Raw genomic sequence first — 17795 nt, forward strand, 5'->3', positions numbered from 1 at the left:
CGCGGACTCCCTGAGACTTACGCAGCGAAAGGCACTGCTTGGCGGATGTTGCTGGTCCCGGGTTTACACACGGGAACACGACACTAGAAAAGCGCCGTCCGAAAGCGTACTTCATCAGGGGCACCTTCCCCAAACTGGGGACGACGCTCAGCCCTTTCCGCACGCTTTGTCGAGTGTACCCGTGATCTGGGACATCTTCTCAGCGTTGATCTTGGTGAGATCGCCCTTGAGCGCTGTCACCTGCTTGCTCATGTCGGTCAGCGCCTTCTTCAGCGCCGGGTCGGTGGTCAGCTTGGCCATGTCGGCCAGGGCGTACGAATAGCTCGTCACGTCCCGCTCGATCTTCTGATCGGCCTGCTGCTTGGCCGTCGCACCCTGGCTCGCGGCGTCGATCTGGAGCTTGAGGTCGGCGATGAAGGTCTCGCCGAAGGCGGTGCTGACCCGGCCGGCCTGCGCGCAGATCGCCTCGGTGTCACCGCCCAGCGCCGCGTCGGCCGAGGCCGCGGCCGACGGGTCGACCGGGGCCGGCGGAGCCGGGGCGACCGACGCGCCAGGGGTGGCGGCCGGAGCCTGACCGGCCGGGGCCTCATCGGCGGCACCGCCCGAGCAGGCGGCGAGGGAGAGAAGGGACGCGGCCGCGAGAGCCGGGAGGGCAAGACGCATGGGGACTCGGTCTCCTCGGGGGAACGGGGATCGATCCCGCGAGGGTAACCGACGTCGATGGAAAAGGGCGGCTCGGTAGTTAACTTTCTTTACCGAACCGCCCCTTCAGCCCGTTGATCAGGGACGAGTACGCCTGCGCGTGCCACCGCGGCGCGACCGGCGCCGCCCCGCGCCGGCGCCCACCGGCTCATCGTCGTCCTCGTCATCGTCGTCGGCCGCGTCCGGGTCGTCGGCGCCGGTCAGGCGCAACGGCTCGGCCTCGGCCGCCGGCTCCGGGGCCTCGTAACGGGACAGGTCGTAGCCGCTGATGTCGTAGTCGTCGTCCGGCTCGGCCGCGGTCAGCTTGGCCCCCGGCGTGACGATGCCCGACCCGTGCACCGGCGGCAGCTCGGCCACCAGCGCGACCGGGCTCTCACCGGGCTCGCTGAGGACGACCTCGGTCGGTGTCGCGGGCGGGTTCTCCACCGGCGCCTCGACCGGCGCGACCTCGACCACGGCCGCCTCGGCCACCGGCGCGCTCTCGCCGCCACCACGGCGACGGCGGGACTTGCCCTCCTTCGCCGGCTGTTGCTGCTGGGGCGCCGGCGGAGCGGTCGTGGTGGCCGCGGCGACCGCCTTGACCTGGTTCGCCGCACCGTTCGGGCGCTTCTCCGGCACCGGCTCGGTGTGGATCAGCACGCCGCGGCCCTTGCAGTGGTCGCAGGTCTCGCTGAACGCCTCGAGCAGGCCCGCGCCGATCCGCTTGCGGGTCATCTGCACCAGGCCGAGCGAGGTGATCTCGGTGACCTGGTGCTTGGTCCGGTCGCGGCCCAGGCACTCGGTGAGCCGCCGCAGCACCAGCTCGCGGTTGCTCTCCAGCACCATGTCGATGAAGTCGATGACCACGATGCCGCCGAGGTCGCGCAGCCGCAGCTGCCGGACGATCTCCTCCGCCGCCTCGAGGTTGTTGCGGGTCACCGTCTCCTCGAGGTTGCCGCCCGCGCCGGTGTACTTACCGGTGTTGACGTCGACCACGGTCATCGCCTCGGTGCGGTCGAAGACCAGGTGCCCGCCCGAGGGCAGGAAGACCTTGCGGTCGAGGCCCTTGAGGATCTGCTCGTCGATCCGCTTGTCGGCGAAGACGTCGCCCGTGCCGGTGTAGCGGTGCATGCGGTCGAGCAGGTCGGGCGAGACCGACTCGAGGTAGTTCTCGAGCTCGGTGTACGCCGTGTCGCCCTGCACGATGAGCTCGCGGAAGTCCTCGTTGAAGAGGTCACGGACGACCCGGATGACCAGGTCGGGCTCCTCGGAGAGGGCGGCCGGCGCGTGGCCGTCGGCGGCCTTGCGCTGGATGTCCTCCCACTGGGCCTGCAGCCGCTTGACGTCGCGGGCCAACTCGTCCTCGCTCGCGCCCTCGGCCGCCGTCCGGACGATGACGCCGGCGCCGTCCGGCACGAGCTTCTTCAGCACGTCACGAAGGCGCTTGCGCTCGTTGTCGGGCAGCTTGCGGCTGATGCCGGAGGCGTTGCCGTTGGGCACGTAGACCAGGTGCCGGCCGGAGAGCGCGATGTGGCTGCTCAGCCGGGCGCCCTTGTGCCCGATCGGGTCCTTGGTCACCTGCACCAGCACCGAGTCGCCGGAGCGCAGCGCCTGCTCGATCGAGCGGGCCCGGCCCTCGAGCCCGGTGGCGTCCCAGTTGACCTCGCCGGCGTAGAGGACAGCGTTGCGGCCCCGGCCGATGTCGACGAACGCCGCCTCCATGCTCGGCAGCACGTTCTGCACCTTGCCGAGGTAGACGTTGCCGACCATGGTGCCGGAGGTGCTGCGGGAGACGTAGTGCTCGACGAGCACGCCGTCCTCGAGCACGACGATCTGGATGCGGTCCGGCTTCTGGCGCACGACCATGACCCGGTCGACGGCCTCGCGGCGGGCCAGGAACTCCGACTCGCTCAGGATCGGCGGGCGGGTCCGGCGCTGCTCACGGCCGTCGCGGCGGCGCTGGCGCTTGGCCTCGAGCCGGGTCGAGCCGGAGACGCCCTGCACCTCGTCGGTGCGGCGCGGCTCGCGCACCCGCACGACGGTGTGCACGCCGTCCTCGATGCCACCGGTCTCGCCGTCACCGCTCGAGCCCTTGCGCCGCCGTCGCCGGCGGCGGCGGGTGACACCCTCGCCGTCGGTCTCGTCGTCGTCCTCGTCGGCCGACGCCTCGGCGCCCGATTCGTCCGAGTCTTCGTCGTCCTGGTCGTTCTCGTCCTGGTCGGCCTCGTCGGCCGGGCCCTTGCCCCGGCCGCGGCCGCGACGGCCCCGGCGGCGACGGCGGCGGCCGCTCGCGGAGTCGTCGTCATCGTCCGACTCGTCGTCGATGCCGTCCTCGACGTCATCGGCGCTCTCGTCGGCCTCGTCCACGACCGGCTCGGCCACGGTGTCGGTGACCTCGGCCTCGACCGGCTGCTCCTCGGCGGCGCCACGACGGCGGCGCCGGGTGCGGCGGGTGCCCTCGGCGGGCTCCTCGACGACGGGCAGGTCGGCGACCTCGGCCTCGGCCTCGCCGACCGGCTCCTCGACCTCGGGCGCGGTCACCGGCGCGACGGCGGCAGCCCCACGACGCGACCGGCGGGCGGGCGCGGGAGCGGCCTCGGCTTCGGCGGCCTCGGGCGCGATCGCCGGGGGAACGCTGGTGGCGCCCCGGCGGGTGCGGCGGGCGGGCGCGGGCGCCGCCTCGGCCTCGGTCGGGTCCGGCGGCATGAACAGCACGGCCGGCGGCAGAGCCGCGGCCCGCCGACGGCTACGGGGCGCCGGCTTCTCCTCGACGAAGTCAGCGTCCAGCGGCAGCACACCGATGACGGTGGTCCCCTCGGCCTCCTCGGCCTCGGGCTCCTCGACGACGGGCTCCTCGCCCGCGACAAGATTCGCGGCCGGCGTCCCACCAGCAGCGGCCGGAGCAGCAGCGACGGCGGCATCGGCCGGAGCAGCGGCGGCAGCGGCCGACGTCTCAGCCGGGACGGCAGGAGCCGCAGCAGCGGCCGAACCAGCGGCGGCAGCAGGGGCCGTGGCCTCAGCGGGCGCGGCGGGAGGCGTCGTCGCGGCGACGGGATCGAGCGGCGCGGCCTCGGCGAGAACCGGGGCCGGCTCGGCGGCAGGGGTCTCGGCGGCGGCCGGAGCGGCCGCCTTCTTACGGCGAGTGCGCTTCACCGGGGCGGCGGCCGGAGCGGCCTCGCCCACCGGCACGTCGGCCGGGGTCGGGTCCTCAGCAGGGGCCGCGGGCGCGGCAGCGGGGGCCGCGGCCTTGCGGCGGGTCCGCTTCACCGGCTTGACCGGTGCTTCCTCGGCCGCCGGCGGGGTGGCCGCCTCAGCTGAGGCTATGGAATCACCAGGCGCCGCAGCGCTGCTGGAGGCAGCGTCGGAAGCGGCTGCCGCCTCGGTGCCCGTGCCCGGCTCGGCGCCGGGGGCGTCGGCCGGTGGCGGGGCGGCCGCGGCCGCCGCCTTGCGGCGTGGGGCACGCGTGCGGCGCGCAGGAGTGGTGGCTGCGGTGGCGTCGGGCGGAGTGACTGCTCCGCCCTGCTCACCGCCCTGGTCTCCCGAGTTGTCTCGGGGCTCGTTATCGAGCATGGGGCGCTCTCCAGTTCTGGCGGCCCCGGGCGCGTTTGAGCGCTGCCACGCAGGGTCGCCGCAAGTTTTTCGGTCCCGCCGGGTAAGCGGACGGGCTTCCGAAGTCTGTCAAGGGACGCCGGCTGCAGCTAGCGCCCTCCGATGGAGGCGTCCTTACCCAGGAAGGGCTGGCTCGCGATCCGCGTTCAACGGATCGACGATCTCCCCCTGCGCGGTGAGCATGCCCTGGGCCAGCCGGGTCACCCTCGGGGGCACCGGCGGCTCCAGGCCCGCTACCGCGCGCAGGCCGGAAAGGACGTCATCGGGTCGCACGGCGGGCGTCACCTGTCGTACGACAAGGTCGATTATCGCACACGGTGTGCCGTCCGCCCCGGAAGGTAGGTCGGACTGCTGCGTCACAGCGATGCGAGTCACTGCCTGACGGGCGTCGAAGGTGCGTTTGCCCTGCTTCGTCATGCGCTCGACCAGCACTTCTTCGGCGTCCTGGAACGCCTTGACGGCCGCCTCGGCCTCGGCCGGGTCGACCGTGGGGAGCTCGAGACGCCAATGTGAGGCGTCGATCCGGTCGGCCAGGCTGCCGCCGCCCTCCCGCGCGATCACCGACTCGAGGATGTCGAGACCCGGCGACAGGGCCGCGTCGAGGGCGACCCGCAGCTTCTCCGGGTCGACCTCGGCCTGCAGGCCGATCTCCAGGTACTCGGCCTCGCTGCCGACACCGGTCGGCGCCGCGCTGGCGTACGAAATCTTGGGGTGTGGGGTGAAGCCCTGCGAGAACGCGATGGGAACCCCGCCGCGGCGCAGCGCGCGCTCGAAGGCGCGGGCGAAGTCGCGGTGCGAGGTGAAGCGCAGCGGGCCGCGCTTGGCGTAGCGCAGCCGGACGCGCTGGACGACCGGGGCCTGGCCGCCGACGGGCTGATTCTTGGGAGGAGCCATCAGGCCGACACTCCGAGGGAGTTCTTGATCGGGGTCAGCGGCAGCAGCTTCTTACCCGTGGGGCCGATCTGGATCTCGGTGTCCATGGACGGGCAGACGCCGCAGTCGAAGCACGGGGTCCAGCGGCAGTCGTCCTGCTCGTACTCGGTCAGGGAGTCCTGCCAGTCCTGCCAGAGCCAGTCCTTGTCGAGGCCCGAGTCGAGGTGGTCCCAGGGCAGGACCTCGAGCTGCTCGCGCTCGCGGGTGGTGAACCAGTCGAGGTCGACGCCGAAGCCGGGCAGGACCTCGGCCGCGGCCTCGATCCACCGGGCGTACGAGAAGTGCTCGCTCCAGCCGTCGAAGCGGCCGCCCTTTTCCCAGACCCGGCGGATGACCGCGCCGACCCGGCGGTCGCCGCGCGAGAGCAGGCCCTCGATCAGCGACGGCTCGCCGTCGTGGTAGCGGTAGCCGATGGCCCGGCCCAGCCCACGGTCGCTGTTGATCTCCTGCTTGAGCATCTTGAGCCGGGCGTCGATGACCTCGGGGCGCTCCATCGGCGCCCACTGGAACGGGGTGTGCGGCTTGGGCACGAAACCGCCGATCGACACCGTGCAGCGGATGTCCTTGGTGCCGGCGGCCTCGCGACCGGCCCGGATGACCTCGTGGGCCATGTGGGCGATCTCGAGGACGTCCTCGTCGGTCTCGGTGGGCAGGCCGCACATGAAGTAGAGCTTGACCTGGCGCCAGCCGTTGCCGTAGGCCGTGACGACCGTACGGATCAGGTCTTCCTTGGTCACCATCTTGTTGATGACCTTGCGGATGCGCTCGGAGCCGCCCTCGGGGGCGAAGGTGAGGCCGGTGCGGCGCCCGTTGCGGGAGAGCTCCTGGGCCAGGTCGATGTTGAAGGCGTCGACCCGGGTCGAGGGCAGCGACAGCGAGACGTTGGTGTCCGCGTACTGCTCGGCCAGGCCGGAGCACATGTCGCCGATCTCGGAGTGGTCGGCGCTCGACAGGGAGAGCAGGCCGACCTCGGAGAAGCCGGAGAACTCGAGGCCCTCCTTGACCATCTGGCCGACCGTGGTGATCGAGCGCTCCCGGACCGGGCGGGTGATCATGCCGGCCTGGCAGAAGCGGCAGCCACGGGTGCAGCCGCGGAAGATCTCCACCGCATACCGCTCGTGGACCGTCTCGGCCAGCGGGACCAGGGGCTTCTTCGGGTACGGCCAGGCGTCGAGGTCCATGGTCGTGCGCTTGGCGACCCGGAACGGGACGTCCGGGCGGTTGGGCACGACGCGCTGGATGCGGCCGTCGGGCAGGTAGTCGACGTCGTAGAAGCGGGGCACGTAGATGCTCTCGGTGCGCGCGAGGCGCAGGAGCAGCTCGTCGCGGCCACCGGGACGGCCTTCGGCCTTCCACTCCCGGATGATGCCGGTGATCTCGAGGACCGCCTCCTCACCGTCGCCGAGCACGGCGGCGTCGATGAAGTCGGCGATCGGCTCCGGGTTGAAGCTGGCGTGGCCGCCGGCGAGGACGATCGGGTCGTCCTCGGTGCGGTCGGCGCTGTCCAGCGGGATGCCGGCCAGGTCGAGGGCGGAGAGCATGTTGGTGTAGCCGAGCTCGGTGGCGAAGGAGAGGCCGAGCACGTCGAACGCCCGCACCGGGCGGTGCGCGTCGACGGTGAAGGCGGGTACGCCGTTCTCCTTCATCAGCGCCTCGAGGTCGGGCCAGACCGCGTACGTGCGCTCGGCCAGGACGTCGGGCTGCTCGTTGAGCACCTCGTACAGGATCTGGACGCCCTGGTTGGGCAGGCCCACCTCGTACGCGTCGGGGTACATCAGAGCCCAGCGGACCGTGGTCGCGTCCCAGTCCTTGACGACGGCGCCGAGCTCGCCGCCCACGTACTGGATCGGCTTGCTGACCCGGGGCAGCAGCTGCTCGAGCTGCGGGAAGACGGAACGTACGCTCATGGGGCTCCAGGGTACTTTGCTATCCCGAAAGATCCGCCGCCGCCCGGTCGAGATCGGTGGCCAGCACGTCCTCCCGGAAGGCGCACAGCTGCAACGTCATCCGGGCGGCCCCGCGCTCGCCGACGACCAGCCGAGTGGGGGTCCCATGGTCGGACAGGTCGCCGACCAGGGCGTCCAGCAGCCGTACGCCGGCGCTGTCGAGGAACGAGACCGTGGTGAGGTCGATGAGCACCTTGCCGGCCGACTGCACCCGCTTGACGATCTCCTTGCCGATGTCGGGTGCGTTGGCCAGGTCGATCTCGCCGGTGAGGCTGACCAGCTCGGCGTCGCCGAACGTGGAGAACTTGACCCATTGATCGGTCACTCGTCGTCCTCCCCGCGGCGGCGCCTCATCGTGACCGTGGTGCCGTCGCTGCGGTCGAACAGCACCTGGTCCATCGACTCCCGGATGAGCTGGAGGCCCCGGCCGCGGGAGACGTCGCTGAGCGGGCCGCGCCAGGTGCCGCGGTCGGTGACGCGCACCTCGACCGCGTCCTCGGTCACCGTCGCCACCACGTCGATCATGCCGAACGGGTCGTCGCGGTAGCCGTGCTCGATCGCGTTGGCCACCGCCTCGGAGCAGGCCAGCAGCACCGCGTCGCGGCCCTCGGGCCCGACACCGTGCGCCACCAGCCAGGCCCGCAGGTCGGCCCGCAGCAGCGCGATCTGCATGCGGTCGGCGCCGATGGTGCGCTCGATGCGCTCCTCGGTGCCGAGCGTCAGGCAGAGCATGCAGACGTCGTCGGCGTGGTCCTTGCCGACCAGGGTGTCGGCCAGCCCGGCGGCCAGGCCCTGCAGCGGCGCGTCCCGCCGCCTCGCGTACTCGCGGGCGAGGATCTCGAAGCCCTTGTCGATGCTGCGGCTGCGCCGCTCGATCAGGCCGTCGGTGTAGAGCAGCATCCGGCTGCCGGCGGGCAGCCGGCGGCGGTGCTCCGTGCGGCTCGTGTTGCCGGCCCGGCTGCCGATCGGCGCCGAGCGGGCGTGCATCAGGAACTCCGGCGACCCGGCCGGCTCCTGGAGCAGCGGCGGCAGGTGACCGGCACAGCAGTACGCGATCTCGCCGGTGACCAGGTCGATCTCCGCGTAGGCCACAGTGGCCATGCGGGCCGGCTCGACCCGCTCGCAGAACCGGTCGAGGCCCTCGATCAGCCGGGCCGGCCCGTCCCCGTTCGTGGCCAGGGCACGGACCGCGCTGCGCAGCTGCCCCATCGTGGTGGCGGCGTCGATGCCCCGGCCCACCACGTCGCCGACCACCACGGCCAGCTTGTCCGGGTTGATCAGGAACGCGTCGTACCAGTCGCCGCCGACCTCGAGGTCCTGCGCCGCGGCCTGATAGAAGGTCTCGACCGCGAAGCGGTTGTCGCCGCTGGGCAGCTCGCCCGCGAGCAGGCTGCGCTGCAGCGTGCGGGCGATCTGCCGCTCCTGCTCGTAGAGCCGCGCGTTCTCCAGCGCGAGCGCGGCCCGGTCGGCCAGGTCGCTGAGGAAGGCCCGCTCGGCCGCGGCGTCGCGCCGGTCGGGCGCCATCCGCAGCGCCAGCGTGCCCAGGACCAGCCCGCGGGCGGTCAGCGGCAGCACCGAGCAGTCGAGCGCGTCGTCCTCGCCCGAGAAGATCGCCTCGCCGCTGGCGGCCACCTTGCCCAGGCGTTTCTGGAGCAGCTCGGCGTCCGGGGCCGGGCTGCCCTTGGGCTCCTCGATCGGCACGGCGCCGACCTGCAGGCGCACCTCGGCCCAGTCGGCGACCTCGGGCACGAGCCGGTCGAGCAGCCGGCGGATGCGGGGCTGGAGCCGGTAGACCTCGTCGAGCGCGCCGGTCGTCTCGGCCAGGAACTGGCTGCGCTCCTCGCGGCGGCGGACGTCGTCGTAGAGCCGGGCCCGGTCGAGCGCCTGACCGGCCTGCTGGCCGAGCAGCCGGACCACGCGCAGCTCGCCGTCGCTGAGCTTGTGCTCGCCCTTGAAGCTGAAGGCCAGCACGCCCAGCGTCACGATGCCGGCCTGCTCGTCGGTCGGACCTGTGGTCAAGGGCAACAATACGACCGTGTTGCGCCCGGAGCGCCGCATCGAGTCGACCAGGTCGGGGAAGTGCTCCTTGGCCTCGGTGATCGAGGCGACCACGTGCAGGTCGCCGCGCTCGGCGACCCGGGCCACGGCCCGCGGCGAGGAGCGCGGCATGTCGTCCCAGTTGCCGGTGGTCGGGTCGGTCGAGGCCACGGCCACGATCTGGTCGCGCTCGACGTCGACCAGATAGATGCTGCTGCTGGCGGCGCCGAAGGCGGCCTCGGGCGCGCGCACCACCGCCTCGGCCACCTCGGCCTCGGTCGGCGCGGCCGACAGGTCGGCCACTATCTGCTGAAGCACCCGGACGCGCCGCTCGGACGCCTCGGCGATGTTGCGGGCGAGCAGCAGCTCCTTCTCGTACTGCCGCCGCTCGGTCGCGTTGAAGATCATCGTCCGGATCGCGCGGGGCTGTTTCGCCTCGTCGCGGCCCAGCGTCGAGTTGACCAGGGTGGGCAGCTGGCGGCCGTCGGCGCAGACCACGTCGAAGGCCAGCTCGTGCACCTCGTCCTGCATGCGCAGCAGCGGGGCGTAGTGGGTCTCGTGGTAGATCTGCCCGCCGGAGCTGAGCAGGTCACGGAAGCGCCGGTGCCCGACCAGCTCGCCGCGGGTATATCCGGTCCAGGTCAGGAACGTCTGGTTGACCCGGACGATCGTGCCGTCGGGAAGGGTGGTCAGATACCCGCACGGCGCGTGCTCGTACAGGTCATCGGGGTCTTCGTCCCAGGGCAGCCGCAACTCCTGCGTCACGTCCGGCCCACCAGAGTCACTCACGGTCCGCTTCTTACAGCCAGGCCTTCATGGCGTCGATCGTCTCGTCCGGGGCGCTCAGATTGGGGCAGTGCCCCGTGGCGTTCAGCCGCACCAGGGTGCTGCCGGCCGTGTGCTTGTGGACGTAGTCGCCGACGATGTCGGGAGCGATCACATCATCCGAGCATTGCAGGATCAAGGCGGGAGTACGAAGTTTGAGCAGATCATCGCGGTTGTCGGAGAGGAACGTGACCCGCGCGAACTTCTTGGCGATCTCGGGATCGGTGCGGCAGAAGCTGTTGGTCAGCTCCTCGCCCAGCTCGGGCCTCTCCGGATTGCCCATGATCACCGGGGCCATCGTGCTCGACCAGCCCAGATAGTTGCTGTCGAGCGAGTCGAGCAGCGAGTCGATGTCGGACCGGTTGAAACCGCCGACGTAGTCCTCGGTGGGCTCGTTGATGTACCGCGGGGAGGGGCCGACCAGCACCAGCTTGGCGAACCGCTCGGGCTCCTTGATGGCGGCGAGCACGCCGATCATCGCGCTCACCGAGTGGCCGACGAAGACGACGTCCCACAGATCGTGCTCGTGCAGGATCTCGAGGATGTCGTCGGCGTAGCCGCTGAGCGTCGAATGGCGCTCGTCGTCGTACGCCGACAGGTCGGATCTGCCGTTGCCGACGTGATCGAACAGGACGAGCCGGTAGGAGTCCGCGAAGGCCGGAGCGACGAGGCGCCACATGTTCTGGTCGCAGCCATAGCCATGCGCGAACACCATCGGCTGACCGGTGCCGTTGCCGGTCAACGTGACGGCGTTTCTCTGTGTCGTTCTCATGTCCCGGTAACCATACGGCTCCAGAGCGTTCCGCACATCGCCCAGGTTGTCCGGCATTTGCATCCGGATTCGCCTTCGTACTGTTCGAAGGGGGTGGCGAACCGCATTTAACCTGGGACAAGACCCCTCGCCGGAGATCACGGCCGGCAGCGAAGGAGATCGAGGAGATGGACGGCCAGCAGCCGGGCGACACCACGCCGGCGGCCGGGATGCCCGAGCCGACCCGGGTCGAGGACGGCGCGGAACACTCCACCGTGGACGCGCCGGCCCGCTGGAGCGGGGCCGCGGCCGTGGTGCCGCCGGAGCCGAAGAAGCGGTGGTGGCAGCGCGAGACCGAGCCCGAGGACGACCGACTGGCCACCCCGGCCGTCGACCCGTGGGCCGACTACGACACTCCACTCGACCCGTTCCCGGCCGTCCCCGAGACACCGCTGCCGCCGACGCGCGTGGAGCCGCCGCAGCCGACGAAGGTCGAGGCGCCGCAGCCACCCGCGTTCACCAGCCGGCCGCCGGTCGCCGCCCCACCGACTCCGGCCCCGGCCCCGGCCCCGGCCCCGGTCTCGCCGCGCCCGGTGACGGGACCGCCCGTACCGCTGCCGTCCAAGCCCGCCAAGCAGCGCAGGCGGGACCGTAAGGCGGCCAAGCGCCAGCCCGTCGCGCCCCGGCCGCCGACGGGCCCGCCGACCGGTGGCCCGCTGCCCGCTCCCCCGCCCTGGGCGCCGCGCCAGCCGGCCCGCCCGCTGCCCACGCCGCCGCGGCGCAAAAGCCGCTGGGGACGCCGCCTCGCGCTGTTCAGCCTGCTCAGCGTCGCCTGCTGCTGCGGCATACCGTTCGGCGCCTACCAACTGTCGAGTGCGCAGTACCCGGTCACCGCGGTGCTGCCCGAGTCGTTCGCCGACCTGCAACTGCGCGACACTCAGGACTCCGGCTCCGGCAGCTTCGCCGGCGAGTACAAGGACGACCGCGGCAAGCGGGTCACCGTGTTCGGCATGACCGGCTTCCGCCTCACCCCCGGCAGCGACGTCGGCGCCCACCTGGAGCAGGTCGCCGACGAGTACAAACTTTCCGATGTCCAGTCGTTCGACCTCGGCGAGTTCGGCGCCCACGAGAGCTGCGGCGTCGGCCGCGACGACGGCTCGACGGTCGTGGTCTGCGCCTGGGCCGACCACGGCAGCCTGGCCACCGTGCTGCTCACCCGCCGCTCGGTCCAGGACAGCGCCGACCTGGTCGCCCGCCTGCGCGAGGCCGTGCTGACGAAGCCTTAGCCCTCTTTCTTGGGCGCGTAGCGCGGCACGTACTCCTGGCCGGTCAGCTTCTGGATCTCGGCCATCACCTCGTCGGTGAGCTCGCGCAGCGAGGTGCGGTCGTCCGAACGGCCGGCCGGGTCGATCGGCTTGCCGAATTTCAGGGTGACCGAGCCACCGCGCAGGCGGGGCGTCGGATAGGGCTGGCCGATCGGCTGCACCTCCTCGGTTCCGAGGCAGCCCACCGGGATGATCGGCACACCGGCCGCGACCGCGAGGCGGGCCACGCCCGTCCGGCCGCGGTAGAGCTTGCCGTCGGGCGAGCGGGTGCCCTCCGGATAGACGACCACCGCGTCGCCTGCCTTGAGCACCGGGATCGCGCCGTCGAAGGCGGCCAGAGCGGCCCGCCCGCCGGCCCGCTCGACCCGCACCGCGCCGAGGCCGTTGAGCAGGTTACGGGTGAACCAGCCGCTGAGGCCGGTGCCGTCGAAGTAATCGGACTTGGCCCAGAAGCAGAGATGCCGGGGCACGACAGCACCGATGAAGAGCTCGTCGGCCACGGACAGATGGTTGCTGGCGAAGATCACTCCACCCGCCCTGGGCACGTGCTCGAGTCCCTCGACACGCGGTCGCCAGCCGATCTTCAGCGCATTGCCGACGGTGAATTTGCCGATCGTATAGAGCAGCGGCAACGGGGGTTCCTCCGGAACGGGGTGGTGCGAAAACGGTGGGGGGCGGCTGTGAGGGTAGCGGACGTCACCAGGGAAGTCCCTGTCGATCTTGCCGACGGACCCGGACATTCACCGTAGAAGGCGGGAAATGTCCGGGTCCGGTTGCTAGTTTCACAGCTTAGTGCGCTCGGGACACCGCCACAGTCACCTGTTCGCCGTCACCGACCTCACCTGCGAAACCACCCGAACCGGCCTCGAAGCGCAGGTCGGTGGCGAGGGTCTCGCCGGCCACGAAGTCCCGGTGCGCCTCGATCGCGGCTTGGACCTCGGCCGAGGCCGAGACCACGAGCGCGATGCGGTCCGAGACGTCCAGATCGGCGTCGCGCCGGGCCTGCTGCACGACCCGGATCACGTCCCGGGCCAGGCCCTCCGCGGCCAGCGCGGGCGTCACCGCCGTGTCGAGCACGACGACACCCGCGCCGGCGGGCAGCGGCGCCGAGTTCTCGACGTCGGAGGCGACCTGCTTCAGCTCGTACTCGCCCTCATGCAACCTCACCCCGGCCGCGACCGGCGCGCCGTCGACCAGCTCCCAGTCGCCGGCCTTGACCGCCTTGATCACCTGCTGGACCTGCTTGCCGAGGCGCGGCCCCAAGGCCCGGGGCACGACGGTCAAGACCTTTTGGCTGTACGCGGTCACGTCGCCGGTGAAGACGACCTCCTTCACGTTGACCTCGTCCGCGAGCAGGTCGGCGAAGCCGGCCAGGGCCGGCGCCTGCGCGGTCGCCACCGTGAGCCGGGCCAGCGGCAGCCGCACCCGCAGGGCGCGGGCCTTGCGCAGCGACAGCGCGGCCGAGGCCACGTCGCGGATCGCGTCCATCGAGGCGACGAGGTCGTGGTCGGCCGGCAGCGAGGAGGCTGAGGGCCAGTCGGTCAGGTGCACCGAGCGCTCCCCGGTGAGCCCGCGCCAGATCTCCTCCGCGGTCAGCGGCGCCAGCGGCGCCACCACCCGGCACACCGTCTCGAGGACGGTGGCCAGGGTGTCGAACGCGTCCCGGTCGCCCGCCCAGAAGCGGTCCCGCGAGCGGCGCACGTACCAGTTGGTCAGCGCGTCGAGGTACGACCGGACCGAACCGGCCGCGCCCGAGATGTCGTACTCGTCCATCTGGCGCTGCACGTCGGTGACCAGCTCGCCGGTCTTGGCCAGGATGTAGCGGTCCAGCAGGTGGGCCGAGTCGGCCCGGAACGACGCCTCGTAGCCCGACGCGTTCGCGTACAGGCTGAAGAAGTACCAGACGTTCCAGAGCGGCAGCAGCACCTGGCGGACGGAGTCGCGGATGGCCACCTCGGTGACGGCCATGTCGCCGCCGCGCAGCACCGGCGAGGACATGAGCATCCAGCGCATGGCGTCCGACCCGTACGAGTCGAAGACCTTGTAGACGTCCGGGTAGTTTCGCAGCGACTTGGACATCTTGCGCCCGTCCTCGCCGAGCAGGATGCCGTGGCTGAGGCAGTTGCGGAACGCGGGCCGGTCGAACAGGGCCGTGGCCAGCACGTGCATGGTGTAGAACCAGCCGCGGGTCTGGCCGATGTACTCGACGATGAAGTCGCCCGGGTAGTGGTGCTCGAACCAGTCCTTGTTCTCGAACGGGTAGTGCACCTGGGCGAACGGCATCGACCCGGACTCGAACCAGCAGTCGAGCACCTCGGGCACGCGGCGCATCGTCGACTTGCCGGTCGGGTCGTCCGGGTTCGGGCGGGTCAGCTCATCGACGTACGGCCGATGGAGGTCCTCGACCTTGACCCCGAAGTCTCTCTCGAGCTCTTCGTAGGAGCCGTAGACGTCCACCCGCGGATATTGCGGATCGTCGGACTTCCAGGCCGGGATGGGCGAGCCCCAGAACCGGTTGCGGGAGATCGACCAGTCGCGGGCGTTGGCCAGCCACTTGCCGAACGAGCCGTCCTTGATGTGCGCCGGCGTCCAGGTGATCTCCTGGTTGAGCTCGACCATGCGGTCGCGGAACTTGGTGACCGCGACGAACCAGGACGACACCGCCTTGTAGACCAGCGGGGTGTCGCAGCGCCAGCAGTGCGGGTAGGAGTGCGTGTAGCCCTCGTGCCGCAGGACGACGCCACGCTCTTTCAAGAGAGCGATGATCGGCTTGTTGGCCTCGAAGACCTGCACCCCCTGCCAGTCGGGCACCAGCGAGGTGAACCGGGTGTGGTCGTCCACGGTGACGACGGTCGGGATGCCGGCCGCGTTGCAGACGTTCTGGTCGTCCTCGCCGAAGGCCGGCGCCTGGTGGACGACGCCCGTGCCGTCCTCGTCGGTCACGTAGTCGGCCGCGAGCACCTGGAACGCGTTCGGCCCGCCCGCCTCCACGAGGAAGTCGAACAGCGGCGTGTACCTCCGCCCGGCCAGCTCGCTACCGAGCACGGTGCCGACCTGCTCCCAGCCTTCCAGTTCCTTGGCGTAGGCGGCCACCCGCGACGCGCCCATGATGAGCTTTCTGCCCGATGTGTCGGATAAAACGGCATATTCGATGGCGGGGCCAACGGCGAGGGCCAGGTTCGACGGCAGCGTCCACGGGGTCGTGGTCCACACGGCGATGTCCTCGCCGGTTTCCAAGCGGAAGGTCACGGTCAGGGCCGGGTCGGTGCGGTCGCGGTAGACGTCGTCCATCCGCGTCTCGGTGTTGGACAGCGGGGTCTCGCACCGGAAGCAGTAGGCGAGCACGCGGAAGCCCTCGTACACCAGGCCCTTGTCGTGCAGGGTCTTGAACGCCCACATGACCGACTCCATGTAGGCCGGGTCGAGCGTCTTGTAGTCGTTCTCGAAGTCCACCCACCGGGCCTGCCGGGTGACGTAGCGCTCCCAGTCCTTGGTGTAGGCGAGCACGGACGTACGGCAGGCCTCGTTGAACTTGTCGATGCCCAGCTCGACGATCTGCGCCTTGGTGGTGATGCCGAGCTGCTTCTCGGCCTCGACCTCGGCCGGCAGCCCGTGCGTGTCCCAGCCGAACCGGCGCTCGACGCGCTTGCCGCGCATGCTCTGGTAGCGCGGCACCAGGTCCTTCACGTAACCGGTGAACAGGTGCCCGTAGTGCGGCAGGCCGTTGGCGAACGGCGGGCCGTCGTAGAACACGTACTCGTTGGCGCCGTTCTCCCCGGCCGGCCGCTGGTCGACGGAGGCCTCGAAGGTCTTGTCGGCTTCCCAGTGCGAAAGGACCGCGCGCTCGACCGCGGGCAGATCCGGGCTCGCCGGGACGCCCGTGGCGTCGGTGTGCTTGGGATAGGCCATCGCTGGTCCTCCAACAGTCGTCTGGACTGCGAGGACGAGCTCCACGCCCGCGGTACCACCTCGCTTGACGGGGTTTCCCCGCCCGCTCGTTTCTTGTGCCCGGTTCTAATAAGGCCTGAGCCCGTTCTTCCGGAGGCTCCCCGGTGATGGCCGGATCGTCGCCCTTGTGCACGACAACGATACCGGCCACCACCGGCCCCCTACGAACGGATTACGGTCGACCAGAGCGACTTCCCGTCCCGGTCACGCAGGTTGACCGTGAAGGCCCCGGTCCGCGCGTCGATCTCCACCTCGCCGAAGTGCTGGAACCCCGAAGCCGGCGACGTGTTGGCCACCGGCGGGGCGTTGACGAAGACGGCCTTCGGGCCGAAGGTGCCGTCGAGGGCGTTCGGCCCGAACGCGCCCGCGTGGGCCGGCCCGGAGACGAACTCCCAGAACGGCGTGAAATCCTGGACCGCGGCCCGGGCCGGGTCGTAGTGGTGGGCCGCCGTGTAGTGCACGTCAGCGGTCAGGAAGACGATGCCGGTGACCCCGCGCCGGTGCGCGTCGCGCAGCACCCGGGCGAACTCCAGCTCGCGGCCCAGCGGCGCGCCCGGGTCGCCCTGGGCGACGCCCTCCTGCGCGGCCGCGCCGTCCGGCACGACCAGCCCGATCGGCAGGTCGTTGGCGATGACCTTCCACGTCGCCCGCGACTCGCGCAGGCCGCGGATCAGCCACTCGCGCTGCTGGGCGCCGAGCAGGCCGCGCTTCGGGTCCGCGTACGTGTTGCCGTCGTTGACGTCCTTGAAGGTCCGCATGTCGAGCACGAAGACGTCGAGCAGCGGCCCGTACGAGATCTTTCGGTAGACCGGACCTTGGTTTTTCGGCGTCGGGACCCATTCGTGGTACGCCTGGTGGGCCCGCCCGGCCAGCACGTCCACCCGCTTCTCGGTGTAGCGGGCGTCGTCCAAGATCTCGCCCGGGTACCAGTTGTTTGTCACCTCGTGGTCGTCCCACTGGTTGAGCTGGGGCACCTCGGCCGCGAACGCCTTGTAGGCCGGGTCGAGCAGGTTGTACGCGTACTGGCCGCGGTACTCGTCCAGGGTCTCGGCGACCTTGAGCTTCTCCTCGCTCACCACGTTGCGCCAGACACGCCCGTCGGGCAGCGTCACGGTCTCGGCCAGCGGCCCGTCGGCGTAGACGGTGTCGCCGCTGTGCAGCAGGAAGTCCGGCCGGCGGCGGCGCATCGATTCGAAGATCTTGAGTCCGCCGTACGCCGGGTCGATGCCCCACCCCTGACCGACCACATCGCCGGTCCACACGAAGCGGATGTTCTCGCGGCGCACCGGCGCGGTCGTGAACGAGCCGGTCAGCGGGGCGCTGAACAGGCCGGGCCGGTCCAGGCTCTCGGCACGCACCCGGTAGTGCAGCCGGCTGCCGGCGGGCAGATGGCCCAGCTTGAGCTTCCCGGTCAGGCCGGTGTCCGGGGTGAGGATCGGGCCGCGGACCACGCGCGAGCCGCGGAAGTCGGGACGGCGGCTGACCTGGACCCACAGGCGCCCGGGCCGGTCGGCGCGGCTCCAGACGATCGCGGAGTCGGCGGTGGCGTCGCCGCTCTGCACGCCGTGGGTGAGGACCGGGCGGGTGCCGGCCGAGGAGAACGCGGGCGCTTCGAACAGGACCCCGGCCACACCACCGGCGACGCCGGCGCGGAGGAGGTTCCGTCGGGACAGACTGGTCATGACCATGATGCCTATCGATCGGACATGGCCCGCGGGTGGCCGTCTCCTAAAATCGGGG

At 71.2% G+C, this 17795-nt stretch carries 11 protein-coding genes; 1 reads left to right on the forward strand and 10 read right to left on the reverse strand.

What is annotated here, in order from left to right; genetic code table 11:
• Nucleotides 1-147: 147 nt before the first annotated feature.
• The 7 genes from CRP55_RS51450 to CRP55_RS14105 form a co-directional block, all read right to left on the reverse strand.
• Nucleotides 148-663 (reverse strand): hypothetical protein, encoded by a 516-nt coding sequence (locus CRP55_RS51450; protein ID WP_101536185.1) that lies wholly within the window; start codon nt 661-663, stop codon nt 148-150.
• Between the two features lie 117 nt (nt 664-780).
• Nucleotides 781-4251, reverse strand: coding sequence for an Rne/Rng family ribonuclease (locus tag CRP55_RS14080; RefSeq protein ID WP_245922978.1), 3471 nt, complete (start codon nt 4249-4251; stop codon nt 781-783).
• A gap of 153 nt (nt 4252-4404) precedes the next feature.
• Nucleotides 4405-5184, reverse strand: a complete 780-nt coding sequence (locus CRP55_RS14085; protein ID WP_097320302.1) for a TIGR03936 family radical SAM-associated protein — start codon at nt 5182-5184, stop codon at nt 4405-4407.
• Nucleotides 5184-7130, reverse strand: coding sequence for a TIGR03960 family B12-binding radical SAM protein (locus CRP55_RS14090; protein ID WP_097320303.1), 1947 nt, complete (start codon nt 7128-7130; stop codon nt 5184-5186). The genes CRP55_RS14085 and CRP55_RS14090 overlap by 1 nt, the downstream gene beginning before the upstream one ends.
• Nucleotides 7131-7149: 19 nt before the next feature.
• Complete coding sequence (locus tag CRP55_RS14095) at nt 7150-7494, reverse strand: STAS domain-containing protein (RefSeq protein WP_097320304.1); 345 nt, start codon at nt 7492-7494, stop codon at nt 7150-7152.
• Entirely contained in the window at nt 7491-9995 is a 2505-nt protein-coding gene (locus CRP55_RS14100; protein WP_245922979.1) for a SpoIIE family protein phosphatase, read from the reverse strand. Before CRP55_RS14100 ends, CRP55_RS14095 begins: the two co-directional genes overlap by 4 nt.
• A 10-nt stretch (nt 9996-10005) precedes the next feature.
• Nucleotides 10006-10803 carry an alpha/beta fold hydrolase gene (locus CRP55_RS14105; protein ID WP_097320369.1) on the reverse strand — a complete coding sequence of 266 codons (798 nt, stop codon included), beginning with the start codon at nt 10801-10803 and terminating at the stop codon, nt 10006-10008.
• Nucleotides 10804-10970: 167 nt separating this feature from the next.
• On the opposite strand from CRP55_RS14105, the gene CRP55_RS14110 reads away from it, so the two are divergent.
• A complete protein-coding gene (locus CRP55_RS14110; RefSeq protein ID WP_097320306.1) occupies nt 10971-12068 on the forward strand; it encodes a hypothetical protein in 1098 nt (365 codons plus the stop codon).
• Here CRP55_RS14110 and CRP55_RS14115 read toward each other — a convergent pair.
• The 3 genes from CRP55_RS14115 to CRP55_RS14125 form a co-directional block, all read right to left on the reverse strand.
• Nucleotides 12065-12739, reverse strand: coding sequence for a lysophospholipid acyltransferase family protein (locus CRP55_RS14115; protein WP_097320307.1), 675 nt, complete (start codon nt 12737-12739; stop codon nt 12065-12067). The two genes, CRP55_RS14110 and CRP55_RS14115, sit on opposite strands and share 4 nt — an antisense overlap.
• Nucleotides 12740-12896: 157 nt before the next feature.
• Complete coding sequence (gene ileS, locus CRP55_RS14120; RefSeq protein ID WP_097320308.1) at nt 12897-16016, reverse strand: isoleucine--tRNA ligase; 3120 nt, start codon at nt 16014-16016, stop codon at nt 12897-12899.
• 200 nt (nt 16017-16216) lie between these two features.
• Nucleotides 16217-17737: an alkaline phosphatase D family protein gene (locus CRP55_RS14125; RefSeq protein ID WP_097320370.1), complete on the reverse strand. Its 1521-nt coding sequence runs from the start codon at nt 17735-17737 to the stop codon at nt 16217-16219.
• Nucleotides 17738-17795: the final 58 nt, after the last annotated feature.

It is taken from the genome of Paractinoplanes atraurantiacus (genome assembly GCF_900215205.1).
In the GTDB taxonomy this organism is placed as follows: domain Bacteria; phylum Actinomycetota; class Actinomycetes; order Mycobacteriales; family Micromonosporaceae; genus Actinoplanes; species Actinoplanes atraurantiacus.